The following is an 18,659-nucleotide window of genomic DNA, read 5'->3' on the forward strand; positions in this document are numbered from 1 at the left end:
CACTGTGGCGTCGGCGGCTGGACGGCTCCACCGGCCCGGCCGCAGGCCGCGTTCGGAATAACCGAACGCTCCAGGCCCGTTCGGTGCGGCATGGAACTGCGGCAGTTGCGGACTTTCGAGGCGGTTGTGGCCCATCGGACGGTCACCGACGCCGCCGTCGCCCTGGATCTCGCGCCGTCGTCGGTGTCGGAGCAGATCAGAGCCCTGGAACGGGACCTCGGGGTCGAGCTGTTCGAGCGGGGGCCGCGGGGGATGCGCCCGACCGCGGCGGGCGAGCGCCTGCGCGGCTGGGCGCGGCGTCTGCTGGACCAGGCCGACCAGGCCAGGCACGACGTCGCGCAGGCCCGCCCGGTGATGCGGCTCGGTTCCCTGGAGACGATCGCGGCCGTGTACGTGCCCGCCGTCCTGGCCCGGCTGGCCGAACGGCGTCCCGACCTCATGGTGGAGGTGCGCTCGGACGGCGTCCGCGACCGTCTCCTCGACGCGGTCGCCGCCGCGGACCTCGACGCGGCGCTGCTGCTCGACGCCGGAGACGATCTGGGCGGGCTCGGCTTCGGCGCGCCGGCCGCGCCGCTGGCCTTCCTCGACCTCGATCCCGTGCCGCTCGCGCTGGTCGCCGCGCCGGACCACCCGCTGGCCGCCGCGTCCCGGCTGCGCCGGGAGGACCTGTACGGCCAGCGGCTGCTGGTCAACGTGCCCGCCTGCTCGTTCTGGCTGGCGGGGGAGCGTCTGCTGGGCGACCGGGTGGAGCGGGTGCGGGCGGGCGGCGTTCCCGTCATGCGGGCGTGGGCCGAGCGCGGCCTCGGGATCGCGCTGCTGCCGTGGTTCGCGGTCGCCGACCGGGTCGCGGCCGGCGCCCTTTCCCGGCTCGCGTTCGACGTCCCCGGCCTGAACCTGCGCCTGGTGTGGCGGGCCGACCGTGAGGCGCTGCCGGGCATGCGCGAGATCCTCTACGCGAGCGCCGCCTCCGAGGCGGTCAGCCTCCCTCCGCCCCTCGGCCACGGCGCTGCGCCGCGGTGAGCCAGGCCGCCCCGGCGAGGCCGAGCACGGAGGCGGCGGTGAGCCATCGGAAGGCGGCGTGGAAGGCGTCCTCCACGCCGAGGGGCAGCCGGGTGGTGAGCACCACGGCGAACACGGTCCCGCCGAGCGCGCCGCCCAGCCGTTGCAGGATGTTGACCTGCGTGGTGGCGTCCGCGAGCTGCTCGGGGGCGACCGCCTGGTAGGCCGCGATGCCGACCGGCGTCACGGCGAGCGCGAGGGCCATGCCGCGCAGCAGCAGCAGGCCCTCCACCGTGGCCGTGTTCATGTCCGTGCCGAGCAGCGCGAACGGCACGGTGGTGGCCACGGCGGCGAGGCCGCCGTACACGCTGACGACGCCGCCGCCGAAACGGTCCGTGAGGCGGCCGCTGACCGGCAGGAGCAGGGCGGTGCCGAGGCCGAGCGGGATCAGCGCCAGGCCGGTCGCGGTCACCCCGGTGTCCCGGCCGACCTGGAAGTACAGCGGGAACAGCAGCGTGGAGCCGAACATCGCGGCCCCGGTGAGCGCGGCGGTCGCCGTGGCGGCGGCGTACGCCGGGTTGGCGAACAACCGCAGGTCGAGCACGGGGTGGGCGGCCCGGCGCACGTGCCAGGCGAACGCGGCGAGTGCGAGGGCGCCGGCGGCCACCGGCCCGAGTGCGCCGCCGAGTCCACCCCCGGATACACCGCCGGATACACCCGAGGCGGCGCCGCGCTCGCCCCAGGCGCTCAGGCCGTAGATCAGGAGCGGGACGCCGGCGGCGACGAGCAGCAGCCCCGGCCAGTCGAGGCTCCCCGGGTGGACGGAGGGCCGCTCGCGCGGCACGTGACGCAGGCCGAGCCAGAGGGCGAGCGCGCCGAGGGGGAGGTTGACCAGGAACAGCCACGGCCAGGAGCCGAGGTGGAGGAGGAGGCCGCCGAGGCCCGGACCGAGGGCGGGCGCGAGCGTGACCGCGATGCCGAGGGTCGCCATTACGCGGCCGAGACGGTGGGTGCCGACCGCCTGGCCGAGCACGGTCTGCCCGGCGGGCAGGAGCAGGCCGGCGGTGAGCCCCTGCGCGACGCGGAACGCGACAAGCCAGCCGATGTCGCCGGCGAGGGCGCACAACCCGGAGGTGAGGGTGAAGCCGGTGAGCGAGGCGAGCCAGACCGGCCCGGCGCCGAACCGTCGCACGAGCCAGCCGCACGCGGGCAGCGACAGGCCCAGGGCGATCAGGTACGCGTTCGCCACCCACTGGGCGGAGCCCAGGCCGGCCCGCAGATCGGTGGCGATCGTGTCGAGCCCGACGTTGACGACCGAGGTGTCGAGCTGGCTCATGAACGCGCCGAACGCCATCACCAGGGCGAGCCGCCAGACGGGCCAGGGGATGGGCGCGGCGGCGGCCCTGGCGGTGGGGGGAGCGGCCATCACGCCGCCGCCGGTCGCCGGACGCCCCGCAGCGCGGTGCCCCAGGCGGTGAGCTGGTCGAGCAGGACGTCCAGCTCCCGGTCGCGCCGGGGTCCGGGGGCGAAGTCCTCGCCGTCGAAGTCCGCCGCCAGCGACAGCGCCACCTGCGCCCGCACGTCGGCGACCTGCAACTCGCCCATGACCACGCGCAGGTGCTCGACCGCACGGGCCCCGCCCGCGTCGATGCCGTAGCTGACGAACCCGGCGGCCTTGTTGTGCCACTCCCGGTAGAGGTAGTCGATCGCGTTCTTCAGTGGGCCGGGGATCGACCGGTTGTATTCCGGGGTGACGATGACGTACGCGTCGAAGCGTGCGATCGCGTCCGCCCACGCCTTGGTGTGCGGCCTGTCGTAGCGGCCGTAGGCGGCGGGCCAGGGCTCGTCGAGCACCGGCAGGTGATATCCGGCGATGTCGACCACCTCGGCCGCGAGGCGCTCGCGGCGCGCGGCCCGCCCCTGCACCCAGCGTGCGACGGCCTCGCCCCGGCGGCCCGGCCGGACGCTTCCCACGATGACGGCGACAGCGAGTTCGTGCTGCACGGCGTCCCCCTTCAAGGTAAAGTAAACCGTGTACGGCAAAAACTAGCGTAACCCTGATGGAGGACATGTGGAGGGGTCAGGCCGGACGGACGGGCCGAGGCGGGGCAGGCCGGCCAAGGACGAGGCCATCACCCGGGCCGCCCGCGCCGTCTTCGGACGCGACGGGTACGCCCGCACCACCACCGACGCCATCGCCCGCGAGGCGGGCGTCTCGACCCGCACGCTCTACAAGCATTTCGGCAGCAAGGAGCGGCTGTTCGCGGTCGTGCTCGCCGAGAGCGCGACCCGGGTCGCCGACGCCTTCGCCGAGTACGTCGAACGCGGGCTTCGCGAGGCGAGCGGGCCGGAGGAGCGGCTCATCGCCGTCGGCCGCGCCCTGGTCGCCCATCGCGTCGACTTCCCCGACCACTTCGCGCTCGTGCGGATGATCAACGTGGAGGGCCGGCACTTCCCCCGCGAGCTGCTGGAGGAGTGGCAGGAGGCCGGACCGCTGCGCGTACGGGGCGAGGTCGTCCGCCGCCTGGAGGAACTGGCCTCCGAGGGCCTGCTCCGGATCGCCGACCCGGAGCGCGCGGCGCTGCACTTCATCGCTCTGGCGACGTTCGAGGCCTCCACCCGGTCGGCCGAGGGACCGCTCACCGGCGAGCAGATCACGGACATGGTGACCGCGGGCGTACGGGCCTTCCTGGACGGCTACCGCAGAACGGAGAGCTGAGCGGCGCACGACCGCGCCGGATGACGGGTTCGTGACTTCGCGGGCGGGACGGGCTGGTCTCGGCGGCCCGGACCCGCCGCAGGTCAGGAGCAGGTCCGGGGGTGCCCGGCAGGCTGGAATGTCGGTGGCACGACGTACGCTTGCCGCGTGAGCAGCAGACCCGCCTCTGAACAGCACCTGCGCGACCTCGCGTTGCTGCGCCGCGTCCGTGACCGGATCGACCGGGAGTATGCCCGGCCGCTGGACGTCGAGGCGCTCGCCCGGGGGGTGAACATGTCCGCCGGGCATCTCAGCCGGCAGTTCCGGCTCGCCTACGGCGAGTCGCCGTACAGCTATCTGATGACGCGGCGGATCGAGCGCGCGATGGCGCTGCTGCGCCGGGGCGACATGAACGTCACCGAGGTCTGCTTCGCGGTCGGCTGTTCGTCGCTGGGCAGCTTCAGCACCCGCTTCACCGAGCTGGTCGGCGTGCCGCCCAGCACCTACCGGCGGCAGGCGGCGAACGCGACGGCCGGGATGCCGCCGTGCGTGGCGAAGCAGGTGACCAGGCCCGTCAGGAATCGAGAAGCACCTGCGACCGAGCCGCAGCTAGCGTGACAGCCATGGACGTCACCATTCACTCGGCCTTCCTCCCGCACGACGACCCGGACGTGGCGCTGGCCTTCTACCGCGACGTCCTCGGTTTCGAGGTCCGGGGCGACGCCGGTTACGGCGGGATGCGCTGGATCACCGTCGGCCCCGCCGGCCAGCCGGGCACGTCCATCGTCCTGTACCCGCCGGGCGGCAACCCCGGCGTCACGGACGACGAGCGCCGCACCATCGCCGAGATGATGGCCAAGGGCACCTTCGCCATGATCACCCTGTCCACCGGAGACCTCGACGGCCTCTTCCGGCGGCTGCGGGACCGGGGCGCCGAGATCGTGCAGGAGCCGGTCGAGCAGCCGTACGGGGTCCGCGACTGCGCCATCCGCGATCCGGCCGGCAACATGATCCGGATCAACGAGCTGCGCTGAGCCGGCCTCGTCCTACCGCGTGGTTCCTCGCCCATCGGCGTCCCCGGCCGTCCCCCGTTGTCCTACGCGTCCCCTGCGCCGCCGAAAGAACCAGGCGGACCGCTCGAAGCTGGTTAGATCGAGCCTTGCCACGCCGACGGAGACCGCCAGGGGCGCCCCCGCCTGAAGTTATGGAGAGCACGATAAGCATGGCCACGAGTACGGACGCGCAGTCCCCTGCGCCGCACGTTGCCGACACCCACGATCTGATCCGCGTCTACGGCGCACGCGAGAACAACCTCAAGGACGTCAGCATCGAGATCCCCAAGCGCCGGCTCACGGTGTTCACGGGCGTCTCCGGCTCGGGTAAGAGCTCGCTGGTGTTCAGCACGATCGCCGCCGAATCGCAGCGGCTGATCAACGAGACCTACTCCGCGTTCGTGCAGGGGTTCATGCCGACGCTGTCGCGTCCCGAGGTCGACGTGCTCGACGGGCTGACGACCGCGATCGTTGTCGACCAGGAGCGGATGGGCCCCAACCCCCGCTCCACGGTCGGCACGGTCACCGACGCCAACGCGATGCTGCGCATCCTGTTCAGCCGGCTCGGCCGGCCGCACATCGGCTCGCCCCAGGCGTTCTCCTTCAACGTCGCCTCGGTCAGCGGAGCGGGCGCGGTCAAGTTCGAGCGCGGCGGCAAGACCGTGAAGGAGCGGCGCGAGTTCACCGTCACCGGCGGCATGTGCCCGCGCTGCGAGGGCCTGGGCCGCACCTCCGACATCGACCTGTCCCAGCTGTACGACGACTCCAAGTCGCTCAACGAGGGCGCGCTCACGATCCCCGGCTACAGCGTCGACGGCTGGTATGGCCGCATCTTCAGCGGCTCCGGCTTCTTCGACCCGGACAAGCCGATCCGCGACTTCACGAAGACCGAGCTCGACGACCTGCTCTACAAGGAACCGACCAAGATCAAGGTCGACAACATCAACCTCACCTACGAGGGCCTGATTCCCCGCGTCCAGAAGTCGATGCTGTCCAAGGACAAGGAGGCGCTGCAGCCGCACGTCCGGGCGTTCGTGGAGCGGGCGGTGAAGTTCACCACCTGCCCCGAGTGCGGCGGCACCCGGCTCAGCGAGGCCGCGCGGTCGTCCACGATCAAGGGAATCAGCATCGCGGACGCCTGCGCGATGCAGATCAGCGACCTGGCCGGCTGGATCCGCGAACTCGACGAGCCGTCGGTCGCGCCGCTGCTCGCCACGCTGCAGCAGCTTCTCGACTCGTTCGTGGAGATCGGGCTGGGCTACCTGTCCCTCGACCGGGCGTCGGGCACGCTGTCCGGCGGCGAGGCGCAGCGCGTCAAGATGATCCGCCACCTCGGCTCCTCGCTCACCGACGTCACCTACGTCTTCGACGAGCCCACGACGGGCCTGCACCCTCACGACATCCAGCGGATGAACGACCTGCTGCTGCGGCTGCGGGACAAGGGCAACACGGTGCTGGTCGTGGAGCACAAGCCCGAGATGATCGCGATCGCCGACCACGTCGTCGACCTCGGTCCCGGCGCCGGCACGGCGGGCGGCACGGTCTGCTTCGAGGGCACCGTCGAGGGGCTGCGGACCAGCGGCACCGTCACCGGCCGCCATTTCGACGACCGGGCGGCCCTCAAGGAGACGGTGCGCAAGCCCACCGGCACCCTGGAGATCCGCGGCGCGACGGCGAACAACCTGCGGAACGTCGACGTCGACGTCCCGCTCGGCGTGCTCGTCGTCGTCACCGGAGTCGCCGGGTCGGGCAAGAGCTCGCTCATCCACGGGTCGGTCCCGGCCGGCGCGGGCGTGGTGTCGGTCGATCAGGGCGGCATCCGCGGCTCACGACGGAGCAACCCGGCGACCTACACCGGGCTGCTCGACCCGATCCGCAAGGCGTTCGCGAAGGCCAACGGCGTGAAGCCGGCGCTGTTCAGCGCCAACTCCGAGGGCGCCTGCCCCGCGTGCAACGGCGCCGGCGTCATCTACACCGACCTGGCGATGATGGCGGGAGTGTCCACCACCTGCGAGGAGTGCGAGGGGAAGCGGTTCCAGGCGGCGGTGCTGGAGCACAAGCTCGGCGGGCGCGACATCAGCGCGGTGCTCGCGATGCCGGTGTCCGAGGCCCAGGAGTTCTTCGGCTCCGGCGAGGCCCGCACGCCCGCCGCACGCGCCATCCTCGACCGGCTCGCCGACGTCGGGCTCGGCTATCTCACCCTCGGTCAGCCGCTCACCACGCTGTCCGGCGGCGAGCGGCAGCGGCTCAAGCTCGCCACCCACATGGCCGGCAAGGGCGGCGTCTACGTCCTCGACGAGCCGACCGCCGGCCTCCACCTCGCCGACGTCGAACAGCTCCTCGGGCTGCTCGACCGGCTGGTCGACTCCGGCAAGTCGGTCATCGTGATCGAGCACCACCAGGCGGTCATGGCGCACGCCGACTGGATCATCGACCTGGGCCCCGGCGCCGGTCACGACGGCGGCCGGATCGTCTTCGAAGGCACCCCGGCCGACCTCGTCGCCGCCCGCTCCACCCTCACCGGCGAGCACCTCGCGGCCTACGTCGGCGCCTGACCTCGGCCGTCACACGAACGCCGTCACACGAACGCCGGCCCGCGATACTCCGAGTCCGCCGGCCGGCGGACGTGAACCCGGCCGCTCGCCGGTTCGACCCGGACCAGCCGCGTCCGTAGATCCCGCGACCATCTGTTGAGAAGATCGGGGGTGCTCCGAATACGAAACGCAGTGCTGGCAAGATTGCCGGAACCACTGCACTCGCTGGCGCTGAAGCACCGTGAACCACTGAAGTTCGCGGTGGTGGGTGGAACAGCGTTCTTAGTGGACAACGCGGTGTTCTACGGGTTGAAGCTGGCCGTTTTGGAACCCAAGCCGGTGACCGCGAAGATCATCGCAGTGCTCGTGGCGACGATCGTGTCCTACGTGTTGAACCGCGAATGGTCGTTCCGGACCAGGGGCGGCCGCGAGCGCCGTCACGAGGCGGCGCTGTTCTTCCTGGTCAGCGGCGTCGGTCTCGTTCTCAACTCCGCGCCGCTGTGGATCTCCCGGTACGTGTTTCGCCTGGAGACCCCGGACGTGAGCCTGATGAGCCAGGAGATCGGCGACTTCATCAGCGCGCAGATCATCGGAACCCTGATCGCCATGGTCTTCCGCTTCTGGGCGCTCCGGAAGTGGGTCTTCCCCGACGAGTCCGCGGATGACCGCCGGATAGACAGCGAACAGAAGCTCCGTGAGTCCGACATCGTGGAGCGTTGTCAAAGCTCGTGATCATGCGGACCGGCTCGGACCGTGCGCATGATCGGCTTACGGATGGGCGTCGTCCCGGAGGCGGCGCTCGCGCCGGCCGCGGGCGAGTTCGGTGCCCAGGGCGTCCAGGCGCTGGTTCCAGAAGCGGCGGAAGTGGTCGAGCCAGGTGTCGACCTCGCGGAGCGGCGCGGGATCGACGGCGTACAGGCGCCGGGTGCCCTCGGCCCGGACCGTCGCGAAGCCGCTCTCCCGCAGCACGCGCAGGTGCTGGGACACCCCGGGCTGGGAGATCCCGAACTCCTCCTGCACGATTGCGCCGATCTCCCCGGCGGGGCGCTCGCCCTCCGCGAGCAGTTCCAGGATCCGGCGGCGCACCGGATCGCCGAGGACGTCGAACGCGTGCATGCCGTCAGGCTCGCAGGTCACGCTCGCGTAGGTCAATTCGGCAGGAGCCGGACGCTCTCGGCCGAAGACGGCGAAGCGCGCCGGATCACCGGCGCGCTTCGGGACCGTCGTCCGAACGGCAATGGATCGTCCGCCAGAAGGCCGTCCGTCAGGAGGAGGCGGAAGCGGAGGCGGAAAGGTTCCCGGGGTACATCGGGTAGCCGTATCCCGCCACCTGCCAGGTGGGCCGGGTGCGGGCCTCGACGGCGCCGCCGTCGCCCGTGTTGCCCTCGATGGTCTGGATCGTTCCGTCGCCGTTGTCCTTGACGACGAACCCGACGTGCTCGATGTCGTCGATGTCCTTGCTGCCGCTCCAGGCGAAGAACACCACCGCGCCCGGCTTGGGCGTGTGACCCCAGCGGCCGTGGTCGGCGAACCACTGGGCGTGCTTCACGGTGTAGGCGTCGGAGCCCATCACCGGGGCGATGCCGAGCTGCTCGCCCACCCAGGAGACGAACATGTCGCACCAGGGGGCGTTGAGGTAGTCGGCGAGCTTGCCGCCGTCGCGGGCGAGGGTCTCGCGGGCGCGGGGCGTGGACATGTACCAGTGCTGGAACTTGGTGCCGCCGCCCTTGGCGTTCTCGGTGATCCCGATCTGGCTCCTGGCCAGCGTCAGCACGTCGGTCGAGGTGATCTTGGGCAGCCTGGCGGCGATCTCCGGCATGGTCTGCGCGGCCGCCGGGCCCTTGCCGGTCGCCGGGTTGTCCGCGTGCGCCGCCGGCGCCGCGATCAGCACGGCCGAGGCGAGGGCTCCGCCCGCGAGGGCAGCGCGGACCCAGGTGTTGAAGACGTGCATGGTGGGGCGTTCTCCCTTACTTCCATGCCACCTACCGGGTTAGCTGACGGGTTCGGGCTGGAAGGCGCCCTACGGCACGCATGCCGATTCACCCCAGGAGAGGTGGGTCCCCGGCTCCGCGCGGACGCGGACTCGGTGGCCGGGCGGCAGGCCGGGATGGCCGGCCGCTTCGGTCTGAGGAGGGCTTCTTGACCATTGAAATGAGCAAGTGCGCCCTGAGCTGCCTAAAAGCTAATAGACCAGGTCAGACCGGTCAAGTTAGGGCAAGAGGGATTTTACCCGTCCAGTCCGGCATAAAGGGGACGGCGATGGTGGGGGGTGGCGGCCCCGGACCGCAGTCCGGAGTGCGCGGCCCCGCTCCTGACGGCGATCCCGCCCTGCCCTGTGCTGTCCTGCCGGCCCGGCGCGGGGTCGCACCCCACCCACCAGGACCCGGAAAAATCTCCCGACCTCGCTTGGCGTGCGCTTGGTCGCGACGTCAACGGGAGATCGCGCACGCGCCCGCGTCGAGGTCGTCGACGAGGGCCGGGCCGGTGGGCGCCCACCCGAGGAGGGTTCGCGTCGCGGTGCCGGTCGCCGCGAGGTCCATGCCGAAGAAGGTGCCGATACTCATCACGTCGGTCACTGTCATCACTACACTTGGCCGCATGACGCGTTGGGCGCCCGGGGCCGCCGAGCGGCTGCAGGAGGCCGCGCTCGAACTGTTCGCGACCCACGGGTTCGAGCAGACGACCGCCACGGACATCGCACAGTCCGTCGGCCTGACCGAGCGCACCTTCTTCCGTCACTTCAGCGACAAGCGCGAGGTCCTCTTCCATAATCAGCACCTGTTCACCCAGGCGTTCCTCGCCGGTGTGGAGGCCGCGCCCCCGGACGCGTCCCCGATCGAGATCGTCGCCTGCGCCCTGCGGTCCGCGACGTCCTTCTTCCCGGACGAGCGCCGGCATCATTCGCGAACCCGGCAGTCCGTGATCGATCAGAACCCCGCACTGCAGGAACGCGAGCGGCACAAGCTCGCCACCCTCGCCGAGGCGGTCGCGGGCGCCCTGCGCGCGCGAGGCGTGGACGAGGCCGCGGCCACCCTGGCGGCGGAGTCGGGCGTCACCGTGTTCAAGGTCGCTTTCGTCCAATGGCTCCGCGAGGACGAACATCGCTCCCTCACCGCCCTCGCGGAGGACATGCTGCGCGAACTGCGGGCCCTGACCCGCGACCGGGCCTGAGCGACCCGCGGGGTCACGGCGGATACGACCGCACGGCTCACTTCGGCAGGCGTACGGTCACCGCCAGGCCGCCCTCGGGCCGGGCCAGCGCCTCCGCCCCGCCGCCGTGGGCCACCGCGATGGCCCGGACGATAGACAGGCCCAGGCCCGCACCGCGGGCGGAGCGGACCCGGTCGCCGCCGAGCCGGCGGAACGGCTCGAACAGATCGTCCACCTCGTACGGCGGAACCGGCGGCCCGGTGTTCTCCACCGTCACGCTCACCCCGGCCTCGTCCTCCCGCAACCGGACCCAGACCTCCCCGTCCCGCACGTTGTATTTGATCGCGTTCTCCAGCAGGTTGAACACGCAGCGTTCGAGGAACAGCGGATCGCCGTGCGCGACCGCCGGGCACAGGTCCTCGTGCACGACGACCTTCCTGCGGCGCGGCTGCAGGTCGATCTGCTCCATCGCCGTACGGACGACCTGCCGCAGGTCGACCGGCTTGCGCGCGGTCACCTCCTGCTCCGACTGCGCCAGCACGAGCAGGCCCTCGATCAGCCGCTCATACCGCGCGTTGGTGCCGAGCAGCGCGCGGGCCAGCGCCTTGAGGTCCTCCGACGCCGCGGGCTCCTCCAGCGACACCTCCAGGACCGTACGGTTGATCGCCAGCGGGGTGCGCAGCTCGTGGGAGGCGTTGGCGATGAACCGGCGCTGGGCGTCGAACACCCGATGCAGCCGGTCGAGCATCGCGTCGAAGGTGTCGGCGAGCCGCTTGACCTCGTCCTGGGGGCCGCGCAGTGCGATCCGCTCGTGCAGCGTGCTCTCCGACAGCCGCTGCGCGGTCTCGGTCACCCGGTCGAGGGGGCGCAGCGCGCGGTCGGCCACCAGGTAGCCCACCACCACCGCGACGGCGCCGACGAGGACCATGACGACCACCGACGAGCGGAGCACGTCGCTCAGCGCGTCGGTCGCCCCCTGCTCGACGTTGGTGCGCACCCGCTGCGCGAGCGTGTCGCTGTCGGGCAGGTTGGTCCCCATGACGGCCCCGGGGTCGCCGATGCCGGTCACCTTCGACGCCACCGCCACCACGAACCGCTGGTTGAGCGCCCGCGCGGTCAGCAGGTGGGTGAACCACAGCAGCACCGACCCCGCCAGGAAGAACAGCCCGCCGTACAGCAGGGTGAGCCGCATCCGCAGGCCGAGCCTGCTCCACAGCGACAGGACACGCCTCACAGCCGATACCCCCGGCCCGGCACGTTCTCGATCACCGGCGGCTCACCCAGCTTGCGGCGCAGCGAGGTGATCGTGACGCGCAGCACGCCCGTGCCGGCGTCGGCGTGCTCGTCCCACACGCTCGCGCGCAGCCGCGCCGAGGTCACGAGCCCTCCGCCCGCGCGCATGAGTTCGTGCAGCACGTCGAACTCCTTGCGGCCCAGCGTCACCTGCCGCCCGTCGCGCACCACCGTACGGCGGGCGGGGTCGAGCCGGATCCCGGCCCGCTCCAGCACGGGCCGCACCGCCCGGGGCGAGCGCCGGGCCAGGGCCCGGATCCGGGCCACCAGCTCGGCGAACGCGAACGGCTTGACCAGGTAGTCGTCGGCGCCCAGGGACAGCCCCCCGACCCGGTCACGCACCCGCCCGGCCGCCGTCAGCATGAGGATGCGGCTCGCCCCACTGGCCGTGACCAGCTCCCGGCACACGTCGTCGCCGTGCACCTCGGGCAGGTCGCGGTCGAGAACGACCACGTCGTAGTCGACGTAGGCGGCCAGCTCCAGCGCCTCCTGACCGTCGTAGGCCACATCCACCGCGATGGCGTGCAGCCGCAGCCCCCGGGCGACGGCCTCGGCCAGCTGTTCCTCGTCCTCGACCACGAGCACCCGCATCCCAACCTCCCGCTCGGCTTCGAGGGTGGCGCAGCCGGTGTTAGCCGTGGATAAGCCGATCTCGCTTATCCGCGTTTAGCACCGCCTCCGCTGGAGTTGGGCCCCGTCCCGGGCGAACGCCCTGGACGAGGAGGAACGACAGAGGAGGAACGACCCATGCGCTCACGACCGCTGCGCGCCCTGGGCCCGGCATTAGGGCTCGCACTGGCGCTGGCCGGCTGCGGCGCGGCCCCCGCGGACGACGGGATCGCCAGCGCGGGCGGCGCCACGGCCGGGCCGTCGGCATCGGCGCCGGCCCCGGTGGACCGGCAGGACGCCCAGCTGAAGTTCGCCCAGTGCATGCGCGAGCACGGCGTGGACATGCCCGATCCCGGTCCGGACGGCCGCGTCCGCATCATGAGCAAGAAGGGCGACCAGGCCGCGACGGAAAAGGCCATGCAGGACTGCCGGCACTTCATGAAGGACGCGATCGGCGACAAGGCCGGCGGCGGCGATCCCGAGGCGCGCGACCGGATGGTCAAGTTCGCCCAGTGCATGCGCGAGCACGGCATCGACATGCCCGACCCGGACCCTGGACAGGGGATCCAGATCAGGATCAAGCCGGGCCAGCAGAAGGCGATGGAAGAGGCGCAGAAGGCCTGCGAGGAGTTCGCGCCGGGGAGGAAGCCGTGAGGAAGGGCCTGGTGATCGCGGGCGCCGGCGTCCTCGCCCTGGCCGCCGCGGGAACGGCCGTCGCCATGGCAGGCGGCGACGGCGCGGGAGCGGCCGAGCCGTCCCCGCCCCCGGTCCCCGCCACCGCGTCGATCACGCGTCATGACCTGATCGACACCAAGACCGTGGAGGGGGCGCTGACCTACTCCGGCGAGCGGCAGGTCACCGTCGACGCCGCCGGCACCGTGACCTGGACGCCCGCCGAGGGCGCGGTCGTCCGGCGCGGCCGCCCGCTGCTCAAGGTCGACCGCAGGCCGGTGGTCCTCATGTACGGATCGCTGCCCATGTACCGCCCGCTGCGGCAGGGCGTCGACGACGGCCCGGACGTCGAGCAGCTCGAACGCAACCTCAAGGTCCTCGGCTACGGCGACGACCTGACCGTGGACGACCACTTCAGCTACGCCACCTATCTGGCGGTGAAGGAGTGGCAGGACGACGCCGGGCTTCCCGAGACCGGCCAGGTGGACGCCTCGCAGGTGGTCGTCCTGCCGGCCGCCGCCCGGGTGACCGATACCAAGGTCGAGGTCGGCGACAGGGCCGTCCCCGGGCGTCCGGCCCTCACCGTCACGGGCGTACGGCGCCTGGTGCACGTGGACCTGTCCACCGACGACCAGTCGCTGGCCAGGAAGGGCGCCAAGGTCACCGTGGAACTGCCGGGCGGCGAGCGGGTGGCCGGGAAGATCACCTCGGTCGGCACGGTGGCCGAGGCCGTCACGTCCGGGCAGGGCCAGGACGAGGGCAGCACCATCGACGTCGACATCACCTTGAGCAAGACCCCCAAGACGCGCCTCGACAAGGCCCCGGTCGAGGTGGAGCTGGTCAGCGAGCGGCGAAAGAACGTGCTGGCCGTGCCGGTGGAGGCGCTGCTGGCCCTGCGCGAGGGCGGCTTCGGCGTCGAGGTGGTCGAGGGCGCCTCCACCCGCGTGGTCCCGGTCGAGCTCGGCGCCTTCGGCAGCGGCATGGTCGAGATCACCGCGGCCGGGCTCGCCGAGGGCATGAAGGTCGGGGTGCCCGCCACATGAGCGTCCCGCAGCCCGAGCAGCCCCGCGTGGTGGAGCTGCGCGAGGTGACCAAGGTGTACGGCGCCGGCGTGCGGGCCCTGCGCGGCGTGGACCTGCTGGTCGAACGCGGCGAGCTGGTCGCCATCGCCGGCCCGTCCGGCTCCGGCAAGTCGACCCTGCTGCACCTCATCGGGACCCTGGACCGGCCCACCACGGGCACCGTACGGATCGCCGGGCACGACGTGGCCGGCCTGTCCGACCGGGAGCTTTCCGCGCTGCGCGCCCGCCACCTGGGCTTCGTCTTCCAGCAGTTCCACCTCGCGCCGGGGGCGAGCGCGCTGGACAACGTCGCCGACGGCCTGCTCTACACCGGCACGCCGCTGCGGGCACGACGCGAACGCGCGGCCGCCGCCCTGGAGCGGGTGGGCCTCGGCCACCGGCTGGGCCACCGGCCCAGCCAGCTGTCGGGCGGGGAGCAGCAGCGGGTGGCGGTGGCCCGCGCCGTGGCGGGCGACCCGCCGCTGCTGCTGGCCGACGAGCCGACCGGCAACCTCGACTCGGCGGCGGGCGCCGAGGTGCTGAACGTCCTGCGCGACCTGTACGCCGCCGGCACCACGATCGTCGTCATCACCCACGACCCCGAGATCGCCGAGTGGTGCCCCCGGCAGGTGCGCGTACGCGACGGCCGGGTCGTCGCCGACGCCGGGGCGGGCGCCGGACGCCGCCCGCCCGGGCCCAACCCCAAGACGGCATCCGGCCCCGCAGCGCCGCCCGGCTTCGAGAATGTGCCGGGTGCCGAAACGGCGGGGGCGGCGAAGGGAGCACCACGATGACAGGTCAGCGGCTGACCCCCGCCCGGCTCGGGCCGTCCGACGTCCTGCGGACCGGCGCGGCCGGGCTGCGCACCCGCCCCGCGCGGGTGGTCCTGTCGGCGCTCGGCATCGCCATCGGGATCGCCACCATGATCGCGGTGCTGGGCATCTCGTCGTCTTCCCGCGAGCAGCTGCTGCGCCAGCTCGACCGGCTCGGCACCAACCTGCTGACCGTCGCGCCGGGGCAGACGATGTTCGGCGAGCAGGCCAAGCTGCCCGTGGAGGCGCTCGGCATGGTCCGGCGCATCGGGCCGGTGCGCACCGCCTCGGCCACCGGCACGGTCGGCACCACCATCCGGCGCACCGACCGCATCCCCAAGGCCGTGACCGGCGGCATCGCCGTCCAGGCCGCGACCGCCGACCTGCTCACCACCCTGGAGGGCCGGGTCGTCACGGGCGCCTGGCTGAACGCCGCCACCGAGACGCGGCCCGCCGTCGTGCTGGGCGCCAAGGCCGCGCAGCGGCTCGGCATCACCAGGACGGGCGTACAGGTCTGGATGGGCGAACGGTGGTTCACCGTCGTCGGCGTCCTCGGCGCGATGCCGCTCGCCCCGGAGATCGAGCGCTCGGCGCTCGTCGGGTTCCCGGCCGCAGAGAAATACCTGGGCTTCGACGGTCACCCGACGACCATCTACGAGCGATCCGCCGAGGAGTCGGTGGAGGCCGTACGCGCCGTGCTGCCGCGCACGGTCAACCCGGAGAACCCGGAGGAGGTCACGGTCAGCAGGCCCTCCGACGCGCTGGCGGCCCGGGCGGCGGCCGCGAGCGCGTTCACCAACCTGCTGCTCGGGCTCGGCGCGGTCGCGCTGCTGGTCGGCGGGGTCGGCGTGGCCAACACCATGGTGATCTCGGTGCTGGAGCGGCGCAAGGAGATCGGCCTGCGCCGCTCGCTGGGCGCCACCCGCGGCCAGGTGCGGCTGCAGTTCCTCGCCGAGTCGCTGCTGCTGTCGGCGCTCGGCGGGGTCGCGGGGGCCGTGCTGGGCGGCCTGGCCACCGCCGGCTACGCGCTGTCGCGCGGCTGGCCGCCGGTGGTCCCGCCCTGGGCGTTCGCGGGCGCCGTCGGCGCCACGCTCGTCATCGGCACCCTCGCCGGTCTCTATCCGGCGATGCGCGCGGCCCGTCTGTCGCCGACGGTGGCGCTGGCCACCACCTGACGGGTCACCTCCAGCCGGCCGGGTCGACGCCGCCCGGCACCGGGGCCGCCGGATCGTACGGCTCACGCGTGAAGATGAACGTGTTGAGGTCGAGGTGGGTCGCCCCGCCGGGGGAGCGGACCACCCGCAGGGTCTCCCCAGCGTAGTAGCCGTCGAGCCCCAGCCAGGTGCCGTCGGCCCGGGCGGCGAACCGGGAGGCCCGGCCCTGCCCGCTCACCGGGGTCAGCGACAGGCCCCGCTGCGGCAGGACCCGCAGCACGTACGGCGTCGGCCCCCAATACCACGGCCCGGTCAGCGCCAGCAGGTCCTCGTCCACCGGGGAGGGCGACCACTCGGCCGGCAGCGGCGGCTCGTGCTCGGCCAGGATGTCCAGCAGGGAGGTGTCGAGGTTGCGCACCCCCGAGGTGGTGTTGGCCATCCACAGCACGGCCGTGCCGTCGGCGGGGTCGGCCCACACGGTGGCCAGGAAGCCGGGCATCGACCCGGTGTGACCGGCCAGCCGGCGCGGGCCGCCGGGCCCGGTGTGCCGGGCGAGCTGGAGGCCCAGCCCGTAGCCGCGGGTCCAGGTGTCGCCGTCGTCCACCACGGCCGGCTCGCGCATCTCGGCGACCGTGGCCGGGCGCAGCACCTCGCCGGTGTCGCCGCCGATGAAGGCCGCCCACCGGGCCAGGTCGGCGGCCGTGGACCACATCTGCCCGGCCGGGGCCATCGCGCCGTGGTCGTTCTCCGGCTCCGGCAGCAGCGTGTCGGCCCACGGGTGCACGGCATAGCCGGTGGCGTGCGGCGCACGGGGACGCGGGGTCGTGTCGCGCATGCCGAGCGGCTCCAGGATCTCCTCGCGTACGGCCTCGTCCCACGGCGCCGACCGCTTGCGCGCGACCAGCTCGCCGAGCAGGGCGAACCCGAGGTTGGAGTAGTGGTAGCGGCGGCCGGGCCGGTGCCGGGCCGACTCGGGGCCGAGCGCGGCGATCAGGTCGGCCACCGGCACGCCCGGGGTGCGCTCCCACCACTGGCCGGGAGACTCGGCGGTCAGCCCGCCGCTGTGGGACAGCAGCTGGGCGACCGTGACGTCGCCCAGCGGGGTGCCGGGCACGTGCTTGTCGAGGGGGTCCAGCAGGTCGAGCCTGCCCTCGTCGCGCAGCCGCATGACGACGGTCGCGACGAAGGTCTTGGTGATGGATCCGATGCGGTACTGAGTGTCCCGCGTGGGCGGCTCACCGCCGACCCGGCCGCGCGCCCCGAACCAGGCGATCTCGCCGCCCCGCACGATCGCCGCCACCACCGACGGCAGCCGTGCCTCGGCCTGCTCGGCCGCCAGCCGGCGCAGCAGTGCGCGGGCCGTCCCCTCCAGCACCATTTTTGGTCGTCCCCTTTCCGTGATCCGCACCAGGCTAGCGTTCCGCCGCCCGCGCGGCCCGGGACTCCGCCCAGCCCGCGCACAGCTCGGGAAGGCCGGGCTCTCAGCCGCTGAGCCACCGGCCGATCTCGGCGCCGACCTGCGCCTTCACCTCCGCAGGGGCGAAGCTGCACGCGACCGAGGCACGGGCCAGGTCCGCCAGCTCGGCGTCGCTGCAGCCGAAGACCTCCCGGGCGCGCTGGTATTCCGCCGCCAGCGAGGTCTCCCCGTCCGTGTTCACGGTGACCGTCAGACCGGCCTCGACCAGGCGCGGCAGCGGGTGCCCGGCCAGCGAGGGGACCAGCCCGAGCAGGACGTTGGAGGAGGGGCAGACCTCCAGCGGCACGCGGCGTTCGCGCAGCTCGGCCACCAGATCCGGATCCTCCAGCACCCGGATGCCATGGCCGATCCGCTCCGCGTGCCCCACCGTCAACGCCTCGCGCACGCTGGCCGGGCCTGCCGTCTCCCCAGCGTGGTGCACCAGGTGCACCCCCGCCTCGCGGGCGGCCTGGAACACCTCGGCGAACGGCGCCGCCGGGTGGGACTCGTCCCCGGCCAGCCCGATGGCGATCACCTGCGGGTGCCGTACGGCCAGCTTGAGACTGTGCCACAGCCGTTCGGCGGGACGGCGGCGGGAGTGGTCCAGGATCACCCGGGTCCGGATGCCGTACCGCTCCTCGCCGGTGGCGAGTCCCTCCAGCACGGCCTCCAGCGGCATGTCCGGATCGCCGAGACGCTCGCCGTGAGCCGCCGCGGTGAAGGTGACCTCCGCGTAGCGAACCCCGTGGGCGGCCTCGTCCTGGCAGAACTCCTCGGCGATGCGGCGGAAGTGCCCCGGCTCGCGCAGCAGCGCCCGCACCCCGGCGCGCTGGTCGGCGAACTCCCGGAAGTCCCGGAACGGCCGGTCCTGCACCGGCGGCTCGCCGCCCAGCTCGCGGATCGTCGCGGGACGCACGGTGCTTTCCAGGTGAGTGTGCAGGTGAGCCTTGGGCAGCAGACGGAGGTCTCTCACCGGCAGCACCCTAGGCAATCGGCGCCCGCGGCACCCACACATTTTCGAGCGCGGCCACGGCCGCCCCGCTCGGGGTGGCGGTCGCTGTGGGCAATGTGCTGCTGCCGAGCCTGATCAAGCGCGATTTCTTTACAGAGTGGGTGTGCTGAGCAGTGCGTGCGCCACGGTGATGGGGGCTGTCGCTGTGGTGTCGACG

20 protein-coding genes and 1 riboswitch are annotated in these 18,659 nt (G+C 72.8%); of the genes, 11 read left to right on the forward strand and 9 right to left on the reverse strand.

Translation table 11 applies throughout. The annotated features are described in order from the left end of the window. The first annotated feature begins 105 nt into the window (after positions 1-105). Complete coding sequence (locus FLX08_RS31585; RefSeq protein ID WP_244313042.1) at positions 106-1,020, forward strand: LysR family transcriptional regulator; 915 nt, start codon at positions 106-108, stop codon at positions 1,018-1,020. On the opposite strand, the gene FLX08_RS31590 is transcribed toward FLX08_RS31585, so the two are convergent. Then, positions 977-2,425, reverse strand: coding sequence for a DHA2 family efflux MFS transporter permease subunit (locus FLX08_RS31590; protein WP_142623921.1), 1,449 nt, complete (start codon positions 2,423-2,425; stop codon positions 977-979). The two genes, FLX08_RS31585 and FLX08_RS31590, sit on opposite strands and share 44 nt — an antisense overlap. Beyond that, positions 2,425-3,003: an NADPH-dependent FMN reductase gene (locus tag FLX08_RS31595; protein WP_142623922.1), complete on the reverse strand. Its 579-nt coding sequence runs from the start codon at positions 3,001-3,003 to the stop codon at positions 2,425-2,427. The genes FLX08_RS31590 and FLX08_RS31595 overlap by 1 nt, the downstream gene beginning before the upstream one ends. Positions 3,004-3,070: 67 nt before the next feature. Between FLX08_RS31595 and FLX08_RS31600 the strand changes: the two genes are divergently transcribed. The 5 genes from FLX08_RS31600 to FLX08_RS31620 all read left to right on the forward strand — a co-directional run bounded on the left by FLX08_RS31600 (position 3,071) and on the right by FLX08_RS31620 (position 8,015). Next, on the forward strand, positions 3,071-3,718 hold the full coding sequence (locus FLX08_RS31600; protein ID WP_142623923.1) for a TetR/AcrR family transcriptional regulator: 648 nt from the start codon (positions 3,071-3,073) through the stop codon (positions 3,716-3,718). 147 nt (positions 3,719-3,865) lie between these two features. Beyond that, entirely contained in the window at positions 3,866-4,315 is a 450-nt protein-coding gene (locus FLX08_RS31605; RefSeq protein WP_142623924.1) for a helix-turn-helix transcriptional regulator, read from the forward strand. Between the two features lie 5 nt (positions 4,316-4,320). Next, positions 4,321-4,731 (forward strand): VOC family protein, encoded by a 411-nt coding sequence (locus FLX08_RS31610; RefSeq protein ID WP_142623925.1) that lies wholly within the window; start codon positions 4,321-4,323, stop codon positions 4,729-4,731. A 188-nt stretch (positions 4,732-4,919) separates the two neighbouring features. After that, complete coding sequence (locus tag FLX08_RS31615) at positions 4,920-7,304, forward strand: ATP-binding cassette domain-containing protein (protein ID WP_167530642.1); 2,385 nt, start codon at positions 4,920-4,922, stop codon at positions 7,302-7,304. A 183-nt stretch (positions 7,305-7,487) separates the two neighbouring features. Then, positions 7,488-8,015 (forward strand): GtrA family protein, encoded by a 528-nt coding sequence (locus FLX08_RS31620; protein WP_244313043.1) that lies wholly within the window; start codon positions 7,488-7,490, stop codon positions 8,013-8,015. A gap of 36 nt (positions 8,016-8,051) precedes the next feature. Here the strand turns inward: FLX08_RS31620 and FLX08_RS31625 are convergent, their stop codons facing one another. The 3 genes from FLX08_RS31625 to FLX08_RS31635 form a co-directional block, all read right to left on the reverse strand. After that, positions 8,052-8,399, reverse strand: a complete 348-nt coding sequence (locus tag FLX08_RS31625; RefSeq protein ID WP_142623927.1) for an ArsR/SmtB family transcription factor — start codon at positions 8,397-8,399, stop codon at positions 8,052-8,054. A gap of 148 nt (positions 8,400-8,547) precedes the next feature. After that, positions 8,548-9,234, reverse strand: coding sequence for a CHAP domain-containing protein (locus FLX08_RS31630; protein ID WP_142623928.1), 687 nt, complete (start codon positions 9,232-9,234; stop codon positions 8,548-8,550). Between the two features lie 14 nt (positions 9,235-9,248). Continuing rightward, a riboswitch (cyclic di-AMP (ydaO/yuaA leader) is annotated at positions 9,249-9,382 on the reverse strand. 330 nt (positions 9,383-9,712) lie between these two features. Beyond that, entirely contained in the window at positions 9,713-9,865 is a 153-nt protein-coding gene (locus FLX08_RS31635; protein WP_208761782.1) for a hypothetical protein, read from the reverse strand. A gap of 16 nt (positions 9,866-9,881) precedes the next feature. Here FLX08_RS31635 and FLX08_RS31640 point away from each other — a divergent pair, with 16 nt between their 5' ends. Beyond that, a complete protein-coding gene (locus tag FLX08_RS31640) occupies positions 9,882-10,454 on the forward strand; it encodes a TetR/AcrR family transcriptional regulator (protein WP_142623929.1) in 573 nt (190 codons plus the stop codon). A 37-nt stretch (positions 10,455-10,491) separates the two neighbouring features. On the opposite strand, the gene FLX08_RS31645 is transcribed toward FLX08_RS31640, so the two are convergent. Then, positions 10,492-11,667, reverse strand: a complete 1,176-nt coding sequence (locus FLX08_RS31645; protein ID WP_244313044.1) for a sensor histidine kinase — start codon at positions 11,665-11,667, stop codon at positions 10,492-10,494. Next, complete coding sequence (locus tag FLX08_RS31650; RefSeq protein ID WP_142623930.1) at positions 11,664-12,317, reverse strand: response regulator transcription factor; 654 nt, start codon at positions 12,315-12,317, stop codon at positions 11,664-11,666. The genes FLX08_RS31645 and FLX08_RS31650 overlap by 4 nt, the downstream gene beginning before the upstream one ends. Positions 12,318-12,473: 156 nt before the next feature. Here FLX08_RS31650 and FLX08_RS31655 point away from each other — a divergent pair, with 156 nt between their 5' ends. The 4 genes from FLX08_RS31655 to FLX08_RS31670 are packed head-to-tail and all read left to right on the forward strand — an operon-like array spanning position 12,474 to position 16,055. Continuing rightward, positions 12,474-12,989 carry a hypothetical protein gene (locus FLX08_RS31655; protein WP_142623931.1) on the forward strand — a complete coding sequence of 172 codons (516 nt, stop codon included), beginning with the start codon at positions 12,474-12,476 and terminating at the stop codon, positions 12,987-12,989. Further along, a complete protein-coding gene (locus FLX08_RS31660) occupies positions 12,986-14,050 on the forward strand; it encodes an efflux RND transporter periplasmic adaptor subunit (RefSeq protein WP_244313045.1) in 1,065 nt (354 codons plus the stop codon). The genes FLX08_RS31655 and FLX08_RS31660 overlap by 4 nt, the downstream gene beginning before the upstream one ends. Further along, positions 14,047-14,862 (forward strand): ABC transporter ATP-binding protein, encoded by an 816-nt coding sequence (locus FLX08_RS31665; protein WP_142623932.1) that lies wholly within the window; start codon positions 14,047-14,049, stop codon positions 14,860-14,862. Before FLX08_RS31660 ends, FLX08_RS31665 begins: the two co-directional genes overlap by 4 nt. Then, positions 14,859-16,055: an ABC transporter permease gene (locus tag FLX08_RS31670; protein WP_142623933.1), complete on the forward strand. Its 1,197-nt coding sequence runs from the start codon at positions 14,859-14,861 to the stop codon at positions 16,053-16,055. Before FLX08_RS31665 ends, FLX08_RS31670 begins: the two co-directional genes overlap by 4 nt. 4 nt (positions 16,056-16,059) lie before the next feature. Here FLX08_RS31670 and FLX08_RS31675 read toward each other — a convergent pair whose 3' ends face one another. Continuing rightward, entirely contained in the window at positions 16,060-17,442 is a 1,383-nt protein-coding gene (locus FLX08_RS31675) for a serine hydrolase domain-containing protein (protein WP_244313046.1), read from the reverse strand. A gap of 73 nt (positions 17,443-17,515) precedes the next feature. Next, on the reverse strand, positions 17,516-18,463 hold the full coding sequence (gene add, locus FLX08_RS31680; protein ID WP_142623934.1) for an adenosine deaminase: 948 nt from the start codon (positions 18,461-18,463) through the stop codon (positions 17,516-17,518). Positions 18,464-18,659: the final 196 nt, after the last annotated feature.

Origin of the sequence: Microbispora hainanensis, assembly GCF_006874475.1 — a bacterium.
In the GTDB taxonomy this organism is placed as follows: Bacteria; Actinomycetota; Actinomycetes; order Streptosporangiales; family Streptosporangiaceae; genus Microbispora; species Microbispora hainanensis.

Excerpts from the sequence above, each read along its gene's own strand:
- FLX08_RS31590 (WP_142623921.1), bottom strand. The coding sequence starts at position 2,425 with ATGGCCGCTCCCCCCACCGCCAGGGCCGCCGCCGCGCCCATCCCCTGG.
- FLX08_RS31610 (WP_142623925.1), top strand. The coding sequence starts at position 4,321 with ATGGACGTCACCATTCACTCGGCCTTCCTCCCGCACGACGACCCGGAC.
- FLX08_RS31615 (WP_167530642.1), top strand. The coding sequence starts at position 4,920 with ATGGCCACGAGTACGGACGCGCAGTCCCCTGCGCCGCACGTTGCCGAC.
- FLX08_RS31625 (WP_142623927.1), bottom strand. The coding sequence starts at position 8,399 with ATGCACGCGTTCGACGTCCTCGGCGATCCGGTGCGCCGCCGGATCCTG.
- FLX08_RS31630 (WP_142623928.1), bottom strand. The coding sequence starts at position 9,234 with ATGCACGTCTTCAACACCTGGGTCCGCGCTGCCCTCGCGGGCGGAGCC.
- FLX08_RS31635 (WP_208761782.1), bottom strand. The coding sequence starts at position 9,865 with ATGACAGTGACCGACGTGATGAGTATCGGCACCTTCTTCGGCATGGAC.
- FLX08_RS31640 (WP_142623929.1), top strand. The coding sequence starts at position 9,882 with ATGACGCGTTGGGCGCCCGGGGCCGCCGAGCGGCTGCAGGAGGCCGCG.
- FLX08_RS31650 (WP_142623930.1), bottom strand. The coding sequence starts at position 12,317 with ATGCGGGTGCTCGTGGTCGAGGACGAGGAACAGCTGGCCGAGGCCGTC.
- FLX08_RS31655 (WP_142623931.1), top strand. The coding sequence starts at position 12,474 with ATGCGCTCACGACCGCTGCGCGCCCTGGGCCCGGCATTAGGGCTCGCA.
- FLX08_RS31665 (WP_142623932.1), top strand. The coding sequence starts at position 14,047 with ATGAGCGTCCCGCAGCCCGAGCAGCCCCGCGTGGTGGAGCTGCGCGAG.
- FLX08_RS31670 (WP_142623933.1), top strand. The coding sequence starts at position 14,859 with ATGACAGGTCAGCGGCTGACCCCCGCCCGGCTCGGGCCGTCCGACGTC.